This is a genomic window from Brevundimonas sp. NPDC090276 (genome assembly GCF_044772165.1).
GTDB lineage: Bacteria > Pseudomonadota > Alphaproteobacteria > Caulobacterales > Caulobacteraceae > Brevundimonas.
In genome coordinates, this window is sequence record NZ_JBIVYK010000001.1 from 665,735 (window position 1) to 682,703 (window position 16,969).

At 66.4% G+C, this 16,969-nt stretch carries 16 protein-coding genes; 3 read left to right on the forward strand and 13 right to left on the reverse strand.

All coding sequences use genetic code 11. The features are described 5' to 3' along the window. Positions 1-67 precede the first annotated feature (67 nt). From ACIQTU_RS03155 to ACIQTU_RS03170, 4 genes are all read right to left on the reverse strand, one after another. Positions 68-1,138, reverse strand: a complete 1,071-nt coding sequence (locus ACIQTU_RS03155; RefSeq protein ID WP_400542186.1) for an NAD(P)-dependent alcohol dehydrogenase — start codon at positions 1,136-1,138, stop codon at positions 68-70. 772 nt (positions 1,139-1,910) lie between these two features. Next, positions 1,911-2,258: a DUF1493 family protein gene (locus tag ACIQTU_RS03160; RefSeq protein ID WP_400542189.1), complete on the reverse strand. Its 348-nt coding sequence runs from the start codon at positions 2,256-2,258 to the stop codon at positions 1,911-1,913. Positions 2,259-2,365: 107 nt separating this feature from the next. Further along, positions 2,366-3,115: a DUF72 domain-containing protein gene (locus ACIQTU_RS03165; RefSeq protein WP_400542192.1), complete on the reverse strand. Its 750-nt coding sequence runs from the start codon at positions 3,113-3,115 to the stop codon at positions 2,366-2,368. Positions 3,116-3,162: 47 nt separating this feature from the next. Next, positions 3,163-3,375, reverse strand: coding sequence for a hypothetical protein (locus ACIQTU_RS03170; protein WP_400542195.1), 213 nt, complete (start codon positions 3,373-3,375; stop codon positions 3,163-3,165). Between the two features lie 135 nt (positions 3,376-3,510). Between ACIQTU_RS03170 and ACIQTU_RS03175 the strand changes: the two genes are divergently transcribed. Continuing rightward, positions 3,511-4,302 (forward strand): TSUP family transporter, encoded by a 792-nt coding sequence (locus ACIQTU_RS03175; RefSeq protein WP_400542198.1) that lies wholly within the window; start codon positions 3,511-3,513, stop codon positions 4,300-4,302. On the opposite strand, the gene ACIQTU_RS03180 is transcribed toward ACIQTU_RS03175, so the two are convergent. The 4 genes from ACIQTU_RS03180 to ACIQTU_RS03195 form a co-directional block, all read right to left on the reverse strand. After that, positions 4,299-5,879 carry an ATP-binding protein gene (locus ACIQTU_RS03180; protein ID WP_400542201.1) on the reverse strand — a complete coding sequence of 527 codons (1,581 nt, stop codon included), beginning with the start codon at positions 5,877-5,879 and terminating at the stop codon, positions 4,299-4,301. The genes ACIQTU_RS03175 and ACIQTU_RS03180 overlap by 4 nt on opposite strands. 69 nt (positions 5,880-5,948) lie before the next feature. Further along, positions 5,949-7,310 carry a glutamate--cysteine ligase gene (locus ACIQTU_RS03185; protein WP_400542204.1) on the reverse strand — a complete coding sequence of 454 codons (1,362 nt, stop codon included), beginning with the start codon at positions 7,308-7,310 and terminating at the stop codon, positions 5,949-5,951. 70 nt (positions 7,311-7,380) lie between these two features. Beyond that, a complete protein-coding gene (locus ACIQTU_RS03190; protein ID WP_400542207.1) occupies positions 7,381-8,100 on the reverse strand; it encodes a 16S rRNA (uracil(1498)-N(3))-methyltransferase in 720 nt (239 codons plus the stop codon). Positions 8,101-8,143: 43 nt separating this feature from the next. Continuing rightward, entirely contained in the window at positions 8,144-9,031 is an 888-nt protein-coding gene (locus tag ACIQTU_RS03195; protein ID WP_400542210.1) for a bestrophin family protein, read from the reverse strand. A 118-nt stretch (positions 9,032-9,149) separates the two neighbouring features. Between ACIQTU_RS03195 and ACIQTU_RS03200 the strand changes: the two genes are divergently transcribed. Then, entirely contained in the window at positions 9,150-9,674 is a 525-nt protein-coding gene (locus ACIQTU_RS03200) for a hypothetical protein (RefSeq protein WP_400542213.1), read from the forward strand. An 8-nt stretch (positions 9,675-9,682) separates the two neighbouring features. Here ACIQTU_RS03200 and ACIQTU_RS03205 read toward each other — a convergent pair whose 3' ends face one another. The 5 genes from ACIQTU_RS03205 to ACIQTU_RS03225 form a co-directional block, all read right to left on the reverse strand. Next, positions 9,683-10,846, reverse strand: coding sequence for an acyl-CoA dehydrogenase family protein (locus tag ACIQTU_RS03205; protein WP_400542216.1), 1,164 nt, complete (start codon positions 10,844-10,846; stop codon positions 9,683-9,685). A gap of 100 nt (positions 10,847-10,946) precedes the next feature. Then, positions 10,947-12,728, reverse strand: coding sequence for an acyl-CoA dehydrogenase C-terminal domain-containing protein (locus ACIQTU_RS03210; RefSeq protein ID WP_400542219.1), 1,782 nt, complete (start codon positions 12,726-12,728; stop codon positions 10,947-10,949). Between the two features lie 2 nt (positions 12,729-12,730). Next, positions 12,731-13,216 carry a MerR family DNA-binding transcriptional regulator gene (locus tag ACIQTU_RS03215; RefSeq protein WP_313103457.1) on the reverse strand — a complete coding sequence of 162 codons (486 nt, stop codon included), beginning with the start codon at positions 13,214-13,216 and terminating at the stop codon, positions 12,731-12,733. 149 nt (positions 13,217-13,365) lie between these two features. Further along, the gene (locus ACIQTU_RS03220) at positions 13,366-13,776 is read right to left on the reverse strand and encodes a DoxX family protein (protein WP_400542223.1); all 411 of its coding nucleotides are present in this window, start codon (positions 13,774-13,776) and stop codon (positions 13,366-13,368) included. A 215-nt stretch (positions 13,777-13,991) separates the two neighbouring features. After that, positions 13,992-15,449 (reverse strand): protein adenylyltransferase SelO family protein, encoded by a 1,458-nt coding sequence (locus ACIQTU_RS03225; RefSeq protein ID WP_400542226.1) that lies wholly within the window; start codon positions 15,447-15,449, stop codon positions 13,992-13,994. A 209-nt stretch (positions 15,450-15,658) separates the two neighbouring features. Here ACIQTU_RS03225 and nhaA point away from each other — a divergent pair, with 209 nt between their 5' ends. Continuing rightward, positions 15,659-16,870, forward strand: a complete 1,212-nt coding sequence (nhaA, locus tag ACIQTU_RS03230; protein ID WP_400542229.1) for a Na+/H+ antiporter NhaA — start codon at positions 15,659-15,661, stop codon at positions 16,868-16,870. Positions 16,871-16,969: the final 99 nt, after the last annotated feature.

Here is a 16,969-nt window from a genome sequence, read left to right on the forward strand (position 1 = left end):
CGCATCGACGTCGTCCTACCCTCGGGAACAAGCCTTAGCTTGGCAAGGGGCGAGGGAGAAGGCGTCGTTATGCGGCCTGATCAATCTGGGCCATGTCGATGACGAAGCGATAACGGACGTCGGACTTTTCCATCCGCGCATAGGCCTCGTTGATCTGGTGAGGGGCGATGGTCTCGATGTCGCAGACGATGCCGTGGGCGGCGCAGAAATCCAGCATCTCCTGGGTCTCACGGATGCCGCCGATCAGGCTGCCGGCCACGCTGCGGCGACGCCACAACAGGGGCATGGCGAAGACCGGCAGGCCCTCGGTGGTCAGGCCCAGCATGACCATGGTCCCGTCGCGCGCCAGCAGGTTCAGGTGGCTGGCGATCTCGTGCGTGGCGGACACCGTGTTGATGATCAGGTCGAAGGTCTCGCCCGCCGCCTTCATCGCCGCCTTGTCGGAGTTGATCAGGAAGTGCTTGGCGCCCATGCGCTCGGCGTCGGCCTTCTTGCGGTCCGAGGTCGACAGGACGCTGACCTCCGCCCCCATGGCCACGGCCAGCTTGACCGCCATGTGACCCAGTCCGCCCAGGCCCACGACCGCCACCCTGGAGCCCGGTCCCACCTTCCAGTGGCGCAGGGGGCTGTAGGTGGTGATGCCGGCGCACAGCAGGGGCGCGGCGGCGTCCAGCGGCAGGCTTTCGGGAATGGACAGGACATAGTCCTGATCGACCGTGATCCGGTCGGAATAGCCGCCCTGGGTGATGGTCTGGCCGACCGCCTCGCCCTTGGGGTCGTGCGAGCCGTAGGTCTGGGTCATGCCGGGGACGCAGTACTGCTCCTCGCCCGCCCGGCATGATGGGCAGGTGCGGCAGCTGTCGACCATGCAGCCGACGCCGACCCGGTCGCCCTCCTTGAAGCGCGTGACATTGGCCCCGACGGCCGTCACCACCCCGGCGATCTCGTGGCCCGGCACGATGGGATAGCGGGTGCCGCCCAGGTCGTTGTGCACGACGTGCAGGTCGGAGTGGCAGACGCCGCAGTATTTGATCGCGATGGCCACATCGTCCGGCCCCGGATCGCGGCGGTCGAAGCTGTAGGGCGCCAGAGGCTGGTCAGCAGCGGTGGCGGCGAAGGCGCGTGTGGCGATCGGCATGGGACGTCCTCAAGCTGGGCGGGAAGGCGCGCCGCAGATGGGACGCGCCCCGCATCGTCGCAAGACGACCCGGCCGCTATTTCAGTTTCGCGATCAGCGCCTGGGCCGCCGCCGGGTTCCGCACCTTGGCAAGTGATCGAAGGCGGTCCACGAGGAGGGGAGACGGAAAGCGGTCCTCGCGAAGGTCAGCTATGGGTGGAAAGCGGAAGCTCCACGTGTAGGGTGATCGGCGTTATCGGGAGGGACCATGAGACGATTAGCTTGGCCGAAGGCTGCGATGTGCATGGCCTTTTCATTCGCCTGCATCACATCAACCGTAGAGGCGCAGACGATCTCACCGCGTGCCGCTCGTGAGAGGGTCTCTACCGCACGACAAGGCGCAGAGACGCTATACCAGAGCTTCCCTAGACTTAGGGAAATCGACAGCGTCATCAGGCAGGACTGCGCGGAGAAGCACGACGGCAAATCTGCCGATAGCGAGTTCTGTGGTTGCGCGTCCGCGATCACGATGAGCCTGTGGCGATCAGGCATAGACCCAAACATGGTGCCTCGTTTGCAGGCATTTCTAAACACCCCTGACGCATCGGCGACCCCTTTCGTCGCCTATCAGGGGCCGGAGCTATACGGCCCAATCTGTCATCGAGCGACAGGCCGATAACCTATTAGGCTGCATGTCCGCTAAGGGTCGTTTTCGGTCCTGGGCTTCGATGCCGAAAGCGGACGTTGGCCCTTGGGCCGAAAAGCGGTCGGCGTCAAAGTCAGCTAAGGGTGGCTAGCGGTCGCTCCACGAACCAGCCTGAATTGCCTCAATCAAGCTGGCTACAGTCAGGCTGCGATAAGTCCGTTTCCCTCGCCATTCGCGGAAATCGCGAAGGATATTGAAACCGGGATCATAGCCCTCGCCCGGTGCGTAGCGGCGCAGGTCGATTCCGCTGAAATCGGTCCCATAAGGCGCTCTTATCCCATCGATAGTATCAGCCAAATCTTCGCCTGAGAGCCCAAGATCGTAGTACAACTCGGTCGCCTCGGTGACGGCCTCACCCTCGGACATAGTCACGCCGCGCAACACGCCAACGACGTGTTCAAGAATGTTTTCCCGGGCCTGTTCGCTCTGGGTCATGGGCGGAGGAGAGCATACCCCGCTAGTGTCCGCTATGGGTCGGAAGCCGACATTGTCACCTTGCCGAAAAGCGGACGCCTGCAGAGACAAATGCTGCGCTTCGCCGCCTACTTGAGCTTCGCGATCAGCGCCTGGGCCGCCGCCGGGTTGCGCACCTTGGCCCCGGAAATGAAGTAGGCGAAGACGTCGCCGCGCGTCGCCCAGGCCCGCGTCTGCGCCGCCACGGCGTCCAGTTCGTCGGACGTCATGCCCGTCGGCTCGTCCTCGCGGCTGGACATCAGGCGGGCGTAGGTGAAGTCGGCGGTGGCTTCGTCGATCTGGGGCCAGGTCGGGGACTCGTCGTCGACGGCATAGACGATGGCCGCGCCGTATTTGGCCGCCAGGTCATAGAACTCCTGACAGGCGAAGGTCGGGTTGCGGACCTCAAGCGCGTGCCGCAGCCGCACGCCGTCCTTCTCCTTAGGCAACAGCTTGAGGAAGCCCTCGAAGTCCTCGGCGTCGAACTTCTTGGTGCCCATGAACTGCCAGTTGATCGGCCCCAGCTTGTCGCCCAGCAGGGTCAGCCCCTGTGACAGGAAGCGGTCGAAGCTCTCGCCGCCCTCCGACAGAACCTTGCGATTGGTGCAGAAGCGGCTGGCCTTGACCGCGAAGACGAAACCGTCGGGCGTCTCGTCGCGCCACTTCATCCAGCTGTCGGGCTTGAAGGTCGAATAATAGGTGCCGTTGATCTCGATGCTGGTCAGCGCTCGGCTGGCGAACTCCAGCTCGCGCTTCTGCGTCAGGCCCTCGGGATAGAAGACCCCGCGCCACGGCTCGAAGGTCCAGCCGCCGACGCCGATGTGGATGGAACCTGTCATGGCCGAGCCTCCGTGAATGCGCGCGTGCGGTGTCCCGTCCCTCTCGTTCAGGGCTTGGGCGCTTCTGGGTCTATATCATCTGTCTTCGGTGCCACGGCGTCGCCCTCGTCGGTCGATTTCTTGCCACCGCCGAATTTGATGACGCCGAAGCCGAGCGCCAGACCCAGCAGGATGCCGATCGCCATGTTGTCGATCAGGGCGCCGAAGATGACGCCGATGACGATCCCCATGGGGAAGCCCACGACCACGGTCTTCTTCATCAAGCATTCCCCTGCAAACCGGCCGAGCCGACGACCTCGCATGAACTGCGCGACGGCGCCTTCCGTCAAGCTGTCCCTGCGGTGGCGCAAGGCGACGACCGGGTCTATAGCGCCGCTGTTGCAGGAGTATTGCGCGTGTCGGAACTGACGCCTGAAATCATCGCCCTTCTGGGCCTGGCGTCGGTCATCGCCGGCTTCATCGACGCCATCGCGGGCGGCGGGGGGCTGATCTCTCTGCCGGCCCTGCTGTCGGTGGGGCTGAACCCGGTCGCGGCCATCGCCACCAACAAGGTGCAGGGCAGCGTCGGCACGGCCAGCGCCCTGTGGAACTTCTGGCGCAAGGGGCGGGTGGATTTCAAACTGATCCGCTGGCCTCTGGCCCTGGTCGCTGTCGGGGCCGGGCTGGGCGCCTTCGCCGTGACCCTGGTGGACACGCGCTGGCTGATGATCGTCCTGCCGGTCCTGCTGATCGGCATCGCCCTCTATTTTCTGCTGGGCCCCAAGGCCTCGGATGAAGACGCCCACGCCCGGCTGACGCCGCTGGCCTACGCCTTTGTCGCGGGTGGGATCGGCTTCTATGACGGCTTCTTCGGCCCCGGCACCGGGTCCTTCTTCGCCCTCAGCCTGGTCATGCTGCTGGGCATGGGGCTGACGCGGGCGACGGCCCACACCAAGGCGCTGAACCTGATGAGCAATGTCGTCGGCATCGTCGTGCTGGCGGTCGGCGGCCATGTGGTCTGGGCGCTGGCGGGCATCATGGCCGTGGGTCAGTTCATCGGCGGGCGGATGGGCTCGCACGCGGCCATGCGCTTCGGGCCGCGCCTGATCCGGCCTCTGCTGGTGATCATCTCCCTGGCCATCACCGCGCGGCTGTTGTCCGACCCGGCCAACCCGCTGCGGGTCATGGTGACCGGCTGGTTCAGCTAGGTCGTCTGGTCGGACGCCAGCATCGTCAGGGCGGTCAGCAGGTCGCGGGCTGTGACCGGCTTGGCCAGGTGCAGGTCGGCGCCGGCGTCGCGGGCGGCCTCGCGGTGCTCAGTCATGGCGTTGGCGCTCAGCATCAGGATCGGCGTGCGCGGCGCTGTCGGTCGTGCGGCCTCCATGGCGCGGATGGCGCGGGTGGCGCTCAGCCCGTCCATGCGCGGCATCTGCATGTCCATCAGCACCACGTCGAACGTTCCGCTTTCGCAGGCCGCGACGGCCTGGGCGCCGTCATCGACGGTGACCAGTTCGGCGACATGGCCAGCCAGGATCAGTTGAACCACGCGCTGATTGACCGGGTGGTCCTCGGCCAGCAGCACGCGCAGCAGGCGTGACGGTTGCGTTCCGGCGGCGGCGTCGCGGGCGTCATAGTCCCTCAGGCTCCGGTCGCGGGGCAGGGGCAGTTCGACGCGGAAAAGGCTGCCGACGCCGGGCGTCGAGGTCCCCTCGATACGCCCGCCCATCATCTCAGTCAGCGAGCGACAGATCGACAGGCCCAGGCCCGTGCCGCCGAAGCGCCGGGTGATCGAGGCGTCGGCCTGGCTGAAGCGCTGGAACAACTGGGCGGCGTGATCGGCGTCAAAGCCGACGCCCGTGTCCTCGATCTCGAAGCTCAGCAGGGTCGGGGCCCCGTCGCCTTCGGACAGGGCGAAACGGACGGTGACGGCGCCCTCATGGGTGAACTTGACGGCGTTGGACAGCAGGTTGCCCAGAATCTGGCTGATGCGGACGCTGTCGCCGATGAAGGCGCCGCGTGCGTTTTCGGCCCGCTCGACGCGGAAGCCCAGGCCCTTGTCCTCGGCGCGCATCCGCAGGGTGTCCAGCGGGGCGGCCAGGGCTTCGTCCAGGTCGAAGGGCCGAAGTTCCAGTTCCAGCTTGCCCGCCTCGATGCGCGACACGTCCAGCATGTCCGAGACCAGCCGCTCCAGCGTGACGCCCGAGGTGCTGATCAGCCCCACCATCTCGGCCTGCTCGGGGGCCAGATCGGTGCGGGACAGGGCGTCCACGATGCCGATGACGCCGTTCAGGGGAGTGCGGATTTCGTGGCTCATGTTGGCGAGGAAGTCGGACTTGGCGCGGTTGGCGGTTTCGGCGGCGGCCTTGGCCTCGATCAGGGCCTGTTCGGCGGCGATCTTGGCGGTGACGTCGCGGGCCACGGCGTAGATGCGGTCGCCGAACTTCTGCGCCCGCCATTCCAGGGTGACGTAGTGGCCGTCGCGGTGCCGGTAGCGGTTGATGTGCCCCTTGACCGGGGCGTCGGGGCGGCGGTTCTCGACCTCGGCCACGCTGTCCAGGGTGGCGGGCAGATCGTCGGGGTGGACCAGACTCAGGATGGCTCGCCCGACCAGGTCGTCGGGATCATAGCCCAGGGTCGCGGCCCAGGAGGCGCTGACCCGGACGATGAAGCCCGCCAGGTCGCGGATGACCAGCAGATCCAGCGAGACGTCGAAGAAGGTCGCCAGATCGGCCGCCGTGTCGCGCTGTCCCATCTCTGGTAGAGCTGAGGCCTGGGCGGTGGTCATGGGCGATCCTTGCGTACTGGACGCCATGCCTAGACCAAGACGGTTAAGGCCGCCTTTTCGTCCGCTGCCTCAGTAGGCGAAGTCGCGATAGATGCGGCTGACGTCGCCCTGCCACTCGCCGTGATAGAGCTCCAGCAGGCGATCGGCCGGGGTCACGCCGCTGTCGGCGATGTCTTCCAGTTCCGATAGATAGCCGCGCTCATCGACCATGCCGCCGCTGAAACGGGCGCGGTTCTTCAGACCGTGCTTGGCGATCTCGACCAGATCGACGGCGATGTCGCGCACGCTGCGGCCCGCCACCTCTGCCTTGAGGCCCAGACGGGTGACGTCGCGGCGCAGGCGCTCGTGGTCGGCGATGTCCCAGTCCTTGCACAGGTCCCAGGCGGCGGCCAGCGACGGCGCGTCATATAGGATGCCGGCCCACAGGGCGGGCAGGGCGCAGATGCGGCTCCACGGTCCGCCGTCGGCGCCGCGCATCTCCAGATACTGTTTCAGGCGCACTTCGGGGAAGAGGGTGGTCAGGTGGTCGGCCCAGTCCTTGGCCGTGGCGCGCTCGCCGGGCAGGGCGTCCAGCCCCTCGGTCATGAACTTGCGGAACGACTGGCCCGACAGATCCACATAGGTCTCGCCGCGCTTGGCGAAATACATGGGGGTGTCCAGCGCATAGTCGGCGTAGCGCTCGTAGCCGAAGCCCTCGGCGAAGACGAAGTCCAGCATGCCGGTGCGGTCGGGGTCGGTGTCGGTCCAGACGTTGGCGCGCGCCGACAGGAAGCCGTTGGGCTTGCCTTCGGTGAAGGGCGAACAGGCGAACAGAGCCGTGGCTATGGGCTGAAGCGCCAGCGAGGTGCGGAACTTCATGACCATGTCGGCTTCTGAATCGAAGTCGAGATTGGCCTGGATGGTGCAGGTGCGCAGCATCATGTCGAGGCCCAGCGAGCCCTTCTTCGGCATGTAGGCGCGCATGATGCCGTAGCGGCCCTTGGGCATGACCGGCACGTCCTCGCGCCGCCACAGGGGATCGAAACCGGCGCCGAGGAAGCCGAGGTTCAGCTGGTCCGCGACCTGCTTGACCTCCATCAGGTGCTGGCCGGTCTCCGAACAGATGTCGTGGATGGTCTGCAGCGGTGCGCCCGACAGCTCGAACTGGCCGCCCGGCTCCAGGCTGATCGAGGCGGTGAAGCCCTCGGCGTTCTTGCGCTCCAGGGCGATGACGTGGCCGGCTTCCTCGACCGGCGACCAGCCGAAGCGTTGCAGGCCGGTCAGCATGGCCAGGATGCCGTTGTCGCCCTCATAGGTGGGGCGGCGCAGGGTGGACTTGTCGAAGCCGAACTTCTCGTGCTCGGCGCCGATGCGCCACTGGTCCTTGGGCTTCTCGCCCTTCGACATGGCGTGGATCAGTTGATCTCTGGAAAGCGGCGCCGTGTCGGTCATCTGTAACCCCTGCTGTCGCGGCTAGATGGGCGAGGATACGGCCCCGCTCAAGAGGGAAGGCGAGAAACTTCTATCGATCCCAGTCGCCGATGGCCGCTTGCCACAGGGTCAGGGCGGCGATGGCGGCGGTGTCGGCGCGCAGGATGCGCGGACCAAGCGACACGGCGGTGGTGAAGGGGAGGGCGCGCAGACGCTCGCCTTCCTCGGGCGAAAAACCGCCCTCGGGACCGATCAGGATGGCCCACTTGCCCCCGCCCGCAGCGGTCAGGGCGGAGACGGCGGGCGCGCCGCCGGTCTCGTCGCAGAACATCAGGCGGCGCGAGGCCTCCCAGCCGTCCAGCAGGGCGTCCAGCTTGATCGGATCATCGACCAGGGGCACGTCCAGCCGCCCGGTCTGCTCGGCGGCTTCCTCGGCGATGGCGTCCAGACGGTCCAGCCGCAGCCGGTCGGCGTTGGTGCGATGGGTCAGGACCAGACGCACGCGCGCGGCGCCCAGTTCGGTCGCCTTCTCGACGATGGTTTCGATCCGCGCCTTCTTCACCACGGCGACGATTAACTCCAGATCGGGGCCGTGGGTCTGTTCGCGCACCTGCTCCTCGGCGCGCAGGATGACGCCCTTCTTCAGCACCTCGGCGACGCTGGCGCGCCATTCGCCGTCCCGGCCGTTGAAGACCAGCAGGTCGTCGCCCGCCTTCAGCCGCATCACCTGGGTCAGGTAGCGCGACTGGTCGAGGGTCGGAGCGACGGCGTGGCCGGGGGCGAGATCGCCCTGAACGTGCAAACGGATCATGGCAGGGATTTAGCGGGCGCGTGCGGCTGCGTCACGCGCTGAGCTAGGTCAGCCGGTCGCGTTGGGCGGGCCAGGCGGGGGGCAGGCCGGTCTGTCCCTGGGCGTGGCGCAGTTCGCGCTCCAGCATCCGGCTCATGGCGTCCAGCGGCAGGTCGTTGGGATCGTCGCCGAAGGGGTCTTCCAGTTCGTCGCCCAGGGCGTCCAGACCGAAGAAGGTGTAGGCAACCAGCAGGGACACCGCCATGGTCCACCAGCCTAGGGCCGGCGCCAGGGCGAAGGGCAGCATCAGGCAGAAGGCGTGGGCCGTCCGGTGCAGCAGAAGCGCATAGGCGAAGGGCAGGGGCGTGGTCTTGATGCGTTCGCAGCCGGCCAGGACATGGCTCATCTCGGTCAACCGCAACTCCAGCACCGAATAGCGGATCGGGTCGATCAGGCCGTCGCGCACCAGTTCGGCGCACTGGCGGCCCACGCCGGTCAGGGCGGCGTCGGTGGCGTGGGGCGCGGGCTCGACGGGCGTCCAGCGGGCGATCTCGCCCGTCTCGTCGCGGTCGCGCAGGCGGGCGGCCAGGCCGAAGACGAAGCCGCCGAGCCCGTCCAGCATGGGCGCGCGGCGCTCAGCCGGCAGCAGGGTTGTCTGGCGGATGAAGGAGCGGACGGCGATGATCAGCTCGCCCCACAGCTTTCGCGCCTCCCACCAGCGGTCATAGCAGGCGTTGTTGCGGAAGCTCATGAAGATCGACAGCGCCAGCCCGATCAGGGCGAAGGGCGCCGCCGCCAGATGCACCGGCAGATCGGGCCGTTCTCGGTGCAGCATGACCGCCGCCACGGTGATGACGGCGGTCAGGGCCAGCCGCCCGACCACGCGCGGCAGGATGGACCCGTTGATGGCGAACAGGATTTGCAGCGGGCCGGGGCGGGAGCGGACGATCATGCGCCTTCCTTACCGCCGGGCTCCGCGCGGTCCAAGGACGGCTTGGAGCGCCATGCCCAACTCAAGTGACTTCGACGGTCAGCCTGTCATGATGGACGCTGAGCAAGGGGCGAGAGGGATGCGCACACTACTGTTGCTGAGTGCATCGGTTGCGATGCTTGTTGCTGGACCGATGGTTGCGAAGGCTTCGCCGGTTTTGATGCTGGAAGTCTGGTCCGACCTGCCGGGCGGTGGCGAAAGTCAGGTTGAGTTGCTGACGGTGACGAGGGAGCTGAAAGGCTCAGGAGAGGCGCGGCGATTGGTCTGGGTCGCCAGGCGCGAGTTTATGGCGGACGGCGCGACATCCTTGATCAATAGCGATCGGTGTCCGCAACTGAAGGTCGTGCTCCGGGGCTTTCCGGCCCCGGCAAACGGCGGGCCGGACTTCAGTCTGGACTATGAAAACGCGGCGACCATCCCTATCCCGCCCACGCGCAAGGACGGGTGGGATTATCGCATGAGTTGGAGGACGTTCGAGGACGCGAACGTGTCCATCACCCCTCTTCCGCAGTCGCTCTACGAATGGGCTGATCGCCTTCGCCTCGGTCTGAACTCCTGCTGGGAGACGGGGGAGGCTCCCCGCCCATCGGCGGAGAGCCACTAAATTCAAACCTAAAGCGTGCGCGCGATCAGCAGCTTCATGATCTCGTTGGTGCCGCCGTAGATGCGCTGGACGCGGGCGTCCTTGTAGAGCTGGGCGATCGGATACTCGTTCATGTAGCCGTAGCCGCCGAAGAACTGCAGCATCTCGTCGATGGTTTCGCCCTGGATGTCGGTGACCCAGTACTTGGCCATGGAGGCCGTGGCGGCGTCCAACTGGCCCTTCAGGTGCAGACCGATGCAGTGGTCGACGAAGACCTTGGCCACCGTCAGTTTCGTTTTGACCTCGGCCAGCTTGAACTGGGTGTTCTGGAAGTCGATCACCCGCTTGCCGAAGGCCTTGCGCTGCTTGACGTAGTCCAGCGTCGCCTCAAGGCCCCGCTCGGCCGCGGCCACGCCCTGAACGGCGATGTTCAGGCGTTCCTGCGGCAGTTGCTGCATCAACTGAACGAAGCCCTGGCCCTCGCCGCCGCCGATGGCGTTTTCCAGCGGCACTTTTACATCGTTGAAGAAGAGCTCGGAGGTGTCGTTGGCCTCCATGCCGATCTTGTGCAGGTTGCGGCCGCGCTCGAAGCCTTCGGCGCCATCGGTTTCGACCACGATCAGCGAAGTGCCCTTGGCGCCTTCGGCAGGGTCGGTCTTGGCGACGACGATGATGAAGTTGGCCAGCTGGCCGTTGGTGATGAAGGTCTTGGAGCCGTTCAGGACATAGTGGTCGCCTTGCTTGACGGCGGTGGTCTTGACGCCCTGCAGGTCGGAGCCGGCGCCCGGCTCGGTCATGGCGATGGCGCCGACCAGTTCGCCTGATTGCAGTCGCGGCAGCCAGCGCGCCTTCTGCTCGGCCGTGCCGTAGTGCCAGATGTAGGGCATGACGATGGCGTTGTGCAGCGAGATGCCGAAGTGGTCCGCGCCCTTCCAGCCCAGCTGGCGCATCAGCACGACCTCGTGGCGATAGTCGCCGCCGAAGCCGCCGTCTTCCTCGGGCAGGCTGAGGCCCAGCAGGCCGGCGTCGCCCGCGTCGTTCCACAACTGGCGCGGCACCGAAGAGGCGGCGATCCACTGCTGGAACTTCTCGGGCGGGGCGTGTTCGTCGACCCATTTGGCGACGCTGTCGGAGAAGAGGACGATGTCCTCGTCCTGCATGAAATCAGGTTCGGGCGTGTTGAGCACGTTCATGAGCGGTCCCCTCGTGCGCCGGCTCTGACGGCCAGCTTGCAGATGAAAAAGAAAGGCCTCCCTCGCGCCGGCGAGAGAGGCCCTGTGGGTCGGTCGTGGATCAGAACGCCTCGGCGGGCATCTGCATCAGCACCTCGGCGCCGGTCTTCAGCTTGGCCAGGTGAGCGCCCGCGTCGGGCAGGATGCGCTCGACGAAGTACTGCCCGGTCTGCAGCTTGGTGACGTAGTAGGGATCGGCGTCGCCGGCGGCGATCTTGGCCGAGGCCGACTTGGCCATCTGCGCCCACATATAGGCCAGGGCCGTCAGGCCGAAGATGTGCAGGTAGTCGGTCGAGGCGGCGGCGGCGTTGTCCGGGTTGGCCATGCCGTTCTGCATCAGCCACATGGTGGCCTCCTGCAGCTTCTTCTTGGTGTCGGCCAGGCCGTCGACGAAGGGCTTGATGGCCTCGTCGGCGCCGTTCTCAGCGACGAAGGCGTCGATGTCGGCGAACCAGCTCATGATGGCGCGGCCGCCGTTGGACGGCAGCTTGCGGCCCACCAGGTCCAGGGCCTGAATGCCGTTGGTGCCCTCATAGATCATGGTGATGCGCGCATCGCGCAGATACTGCGAGGCGGGGAAGTGCTCGGTATAGCCCGAGCCGCCGTGGACCTGCATGGCCAGCGAGGCGACATGGAAGCCCTTGTCGGTCAGATAGGCTTTCAGCACAGGCGTGATCAGGCCCATGTAGTCCTTGGCCTTGGTCGCCGTGGCCTCGTCCGAGGACTTCTGCAGGTCGGCTTGCAGGGCGGTCCACAGGATGAAGGCGCGACCGCCTTCGACGAAGGCTTTGGACTCCAGCAGCATCCGGCGCACGTCGGGGTGGACCATGATGGGGTCGGCCGGGCCGTCCGGGTTCTTGGCGCCGGTCAGGGCGCGGCCCTGCAGGCGGTCGTTGGCGAACTCGACGGCGGCCTGGTAGGCGGCGTCGCCGATGGCCAGGCCCTGCAGGCCGGTGCCGAGGCGGGCCTCGTTCATGACCACGAACATGTTGTTCATGCCGCGGCCTTCTTCGCCGATCAGCCAGCCCTTGGCGTTCTCATAGGCCATGACGCAGGTGGCGTTGCCGTGGATGCCCATCTTGTGCTCGAGGCCGGCGCACGACACGCCGTTGCGCTCGCCGATGGAGCCGTCTTCGTTCACGAGGAACTTGGGCACGACGAAGAGCGACAGGCCCTTGATGCCCGGAACCGCGCCTTCGACGCGGGCCAGCACGGTGTGGATGATGTTGTCGGCGAAGTCGTGCTCGCCCGCCGAGATCCAGATCTTCTGACCGGTGATGGAATAGGAGCCGTCGCCGTTCGGCACGGCCTTGGTGCGGACCATGCCCAGGTCGGTGCCGCACTGCGGCTCGGTCAGGTTCATGGTGCCGGTCCACTCGCCGGTCGCCATCTTGGGCAGGTAGGTCTGCTTCAGTTCGTCCGAGGCCGAGGCTTCGATGCCGTGATAGGCGCCCGCCGTCAGGCCCGGATACATGGAGAAGGCCGCCGAGGCCGCCGCCGTGAACTGACCCACCGCCATCGACACGATCGAGGGCAGGCCCTGACCGCCGTATTCCGTGCCGAAGGCCAGGCTGGTCCAGCCGGCCTCGACCATCTGATGATAGGCTTCCTTCCAGCCTTTCGGCCCGGTGACGACGTCGCCCTCGATATGGCAGCCTTCCTGATCGCCCGGACGGTTGATCGGAGCGATGACCTCCTCGGCGAACTTGCCGCCTTCCTCGATGATCTGGTCGATCAGGTCGCGCGACAGGTCGGCGTCGGCGAAGTGGTTGGCGTAGCGTTCGACCTCCAGCACGTCGTGCAGGACGAAGGACAGGTCGCGGACAGGCGCCTTGTAGGCCATGATCAGGCTCTCGCTTTGAAGGGCTGGAATTGATTGTCGGGGTTGAGCCGTTCGCTCAGCAGGTTGGCGTATTCGTCCGCCCCCGGCAGAAGGTCGGGACGATGCTCGCCCAGCTTGGACTCCATCCAGGCGCAGGCCTCTTCGGCCGTCTGGATGGCGCCCTCGATGTCTTCGAGTTGTTGCTTCAACGCCTCGACCTGGGCGCGGTGACGGCGCAGGGCCACGGCCATCTGATGGACGTTGTGATCCTTGCGGTCATACAGATCCAGCATTTCCTGGATCTCCTGCAAGGTGAAGCCGATGCGGCGCCCTCGCAGGATCAGCTTCAGCCGGGCGCGATCGCGGCTGTCATAGACCCGCGTCTGGCCCTTGCGAGCCGGCGTCAGCAGGCCCTTGTCCTCATAGAAGCGCAGGGCGCGTGCGGTCGCGCCGAACTCACGGCACAGGTGCCGGATGGAATAGGTGCGGTGATCGTCAGCGGTCGCCATGCGTCACACATAACTTGACGCGGACGTAAAGGGAAGCTTTTCGCGCAGCCCCTCGACAAGTTGTGAACAGCGGGGCGCGCCAACGCAAATCGGCCGCGGCGAGCTTGCACCCGCCGCGGCCGATCCGGGGAGGAAACTGTCGGGGTGGTCTAGTGGCGGCGGAACCAGAACACTGGCGCCGTGATGGCGATCAGGAAGAGGTTGGTCAGGGCCAGGCCGATGTTCAGTTCCGTGGCGTGCAGGATCAGCATGATGCTCTGCAGCGCCAGCAGGCCGACGCTGGCGGTCAGCAGCAGGGGACGTCCGAAGCGCCAGGAGATCAGAGGGGTCAGCATCATCGCCGCCAGGACGATCTCGACCACGCCGAGGCCGCGCACGAAGCTGGCGCTGGCCATGGCGGGCCAGTGCATCAGCACGGTCAGATTTTCCATCGACTCGGTCAGTTTGGCATAGCCGGCGGCGATGTAGAACATCGCGATCCAGCCCTGGAAGGTCCACAGGGTCAGGTTCAGATAATCGGCTTTTGCGCGGGAGCGGGGGGTCAAGGTGGTGGAGGTCATGGCCGAAACCGGGGAGGTTGAATTGGTAACAGTTGCTAGATCAGATTGCGGGGCTCCGACGTCAAGGAACTGTAACAATCTGTGAACCGGGGTAGGCGCGACCTGCGGCGGCGGCGTGGCTGAAACCACAATTCCCCGTAATCCGACGGTGATCGTCAAACGGCATTAGGCCGCGCGAAGCGGCCTGTCAACGCCTGATGACATCAACTGATGACTTAAAGCGCCCAGGCGCTTCGCGCCGCGTCCAGCCGAGCCAGTTTGGCGTGCAGCGGCGCCCAGTCGTCGCCCTGGTCGATGGCCGACCAGATGGCCTCGACCTCGTCGATCAGCATTTCTTCGGGCTCCGGCTTGGCGAACATCGGGTGCTCCAGCCGCTCGGGACGGTCAGGCTCGTGTTCCAGCAGGGCGAAGCGGAAGGCGTCGAAGGCTTCACCCTGATAGGTCTTGCCGCGCACGCCGCCCAGCGCCCGCGCGCCGGAGCTGAAGCCGCCGAACCAGTCGAAGAAGAGCGGTTCCCAGCGCAGGGCCTCGCCCTTGTCGCGCAGCAGGGCCAGGGCCGCGTCCAGCAGGCGTTGGTCGGCGGCCTCGCTCAGGCTCTTGACGCCGAGACGGTTGAGGAAGGCCGCGCGTAGATGACGGATATAGGCGGGACCGAAGCCGTTCAGCGCCTCGGTCAGGGCCGCGACCTGGGGCTCTGCGATCAGCTTCAGACAACCGGCCAACTGGGTCAGGTTCCAGAACACGGCCTCGGGCTGGCGGGCGAAGGCGTAGAGGCCCGAGGTGTCGAAATAGGCTGCGGTGAAGGCCGGGTCATAGTGGGGCAGGAAGCGCCACGGACCGTAGTCGAAGCTCTCGCCGGTCACGTTCAGATTGTCGGTGTTCAGCACGCCGTGGACGAAGCCGGCTGAAATCCATTTCGCCGTCAGCCGGGCCGAGGCCTCGACCACGGCGGCGAGGAAGCCGGGCGCGTCGCCCGGCGCGACCGAGGGATGATAGAGGCTGCGGGCGTGCTCCAGCAGGACCTCGATCTGGTCCTTGCGGCCATAATAGGCGGCGCGCTGGAAGGTCCCGAAACGGATGTGGCTGTGCGACAGCCGCACCATGACCGCCGAGCGGGTGGGCGAGGGCTCGTCGTGGCGTTCCAGCGCCTCGCCGGTCTCGACCAGCGACAGGATGCGGCAGGTCGGCGCCCCAAGGGTTTCCAGCATGGCGGCGGCAAGGACCTCGCGCATCCCGCCTTTCAGCGTCAGCCGTCCGTCCGCGTGCCGCGACCATGGGGTCTGGCCTGAACCCTTGGTCCCCAGGTCGAGAAGCCGACCAGTTTTGCTTGCCCTATCGCCTTCCTCGCGGAGGGAGGCTGCTTGAGGGGTTTCTCGCATCTGCGCCGCCAGAAACCCGCGGCCGTCGCCGATGTCGGGGTTGTAGGTGCGGAACTGGTGGCCGTGATAGCGCATGGCGACCGGGCCGGGCTGGCCGGGCAGGGGGGCGAAGCGGCCAAAGTGGCTCAGCCATTCCGTATCCGTCAGCGTCTCCAGCCCCACGGTCGCCGCCGCGCGGTCGTTGCGCACTCGCAGGAGGGTCTGGGGGAAGTCCGCGGCCTGCACCGGATCGCCGAACTCGGGGCCCAGATCGAAGAAGCGCGGGTCGGGACGATAGGCGGGGGAGACGGGCATGAAGCGGCAGATGCGCGTTCGCAACCCGTTTCGCAACCGCGAAGCCGGGGTTGAACCTCCGGTCGGCTTGCGTATTTTCAACCGCAGAGATCAGGTCCCGCGTCGCCCATGCGCGTCGGGGCCAGGCTGGCGCTCCATCAGAGTGAATCCGGTCCGGCGTCCGTCGATAACCTGACGCCACGACAGTCCTTTTGATTTCGGAGACCGCCGTGGCCAGAAAATCCACCCTCGCCTTCCTCAAGACCGAAGCCGGTTCGGGCGCCGCCCTGGGCCTGGCCGCCCTGGCCGCCCTGATCGTGGCCAACTCGCCCTGGGCCGGCGACTACTTCGCCTGGCTGAAGAGCGTCCACGTGCTTCAGGTCGGGCCGCTGCGGCTGGAGGAGACGATCTCGAACTGGATCAAGGAAGGCCTGATGGCGGTCTTCTTCCTCGTGGTCGGGCTGGAGATCAAATACGAGATCCTCAAGGGCGAGCTGAGCAATCCCAAGAAGCTGGCCCTGCCGATCATCGCCGCCGTGGGCGGGATGGCGGTTCCGGGCGTCATCTACCTGATCGTGGCTCAGATTCTGGGCGGACCGTCGCAGGGCTGGCCCATTCCGCTGGCCACCGACATCGCCTTCGCCCTGGCCGTCTTCGCGGTGGTGGGCAAGAAGCTGCCGTCGTCGTTGCGGGTCTTCCTGCTGACCCTGGCCATCGTCGACGACCTGGGGGCCATCGCCCTGATCGCCGTCCTGTTCAGCCAGGGGGTGCAGTGGCTGCCGCTGCTGGGCGTGGCGGGTCTGCTCGCGGCCTTCGCCCTGCTGGGTCGCCGCCGTCTGGCCGGGCCTTTCTGGGTGCTGGGCTTCGGGGCGGTCTGGTATCTGACCGTCCTGTCCGGTCTGTCGACCTCGCTGACGGCGGTGGCCTTCGCCATGATCGTGCCGGTCGAGCCGCGTCCCGAGACCTCGCAGAGCCCGCTGAAGGAGGCGATGCACGACCTGCACCCCTACGTCGCCTTCCTGGTCCTGCCGCTGTTCGCCTTCGCCAAGGCGGGCGTCTCATTCGCCGGCCTGTCCCTGGAGCAGGCCTTCGCTCCGCTGGTGATCGCCATCGCTCTGGGCCTCTTCATCGGCAAGCAGCTGGGCGTCTTCGGCGCCGCCTGGCTGGCGGCCAAATTGAAGGTCGGCGACAAGCCCTCCGGCGCCAGCTGGCTGCAACTGTACGGCGTCAGTCTGCTGTGCGGCATCGGCTTCACCATGAGCCTGTTCATCGGCGTCCTGGCCTTCCCCGGCGCGGTGGATTCACCCGAGCAGATCGAGGTCAAGCTGGGCGTGATCGGCGGCTCGGTGCTTTCGGCGCTGGCGGCGGCGGTGATTCTCAACCTGGCCGGGCGGCATCAACAGCAACGCGAAGACGCCGCTGTCGCACGAAAACTGAAGTAAACGCTGGTAATATTGACCTTGCGTCATCGGATTTTGTCGCTTTCTCGCCACATATAGAGCGATGTTGGACGAAATCGCCGTTCCCGCGTCTCACGCCTG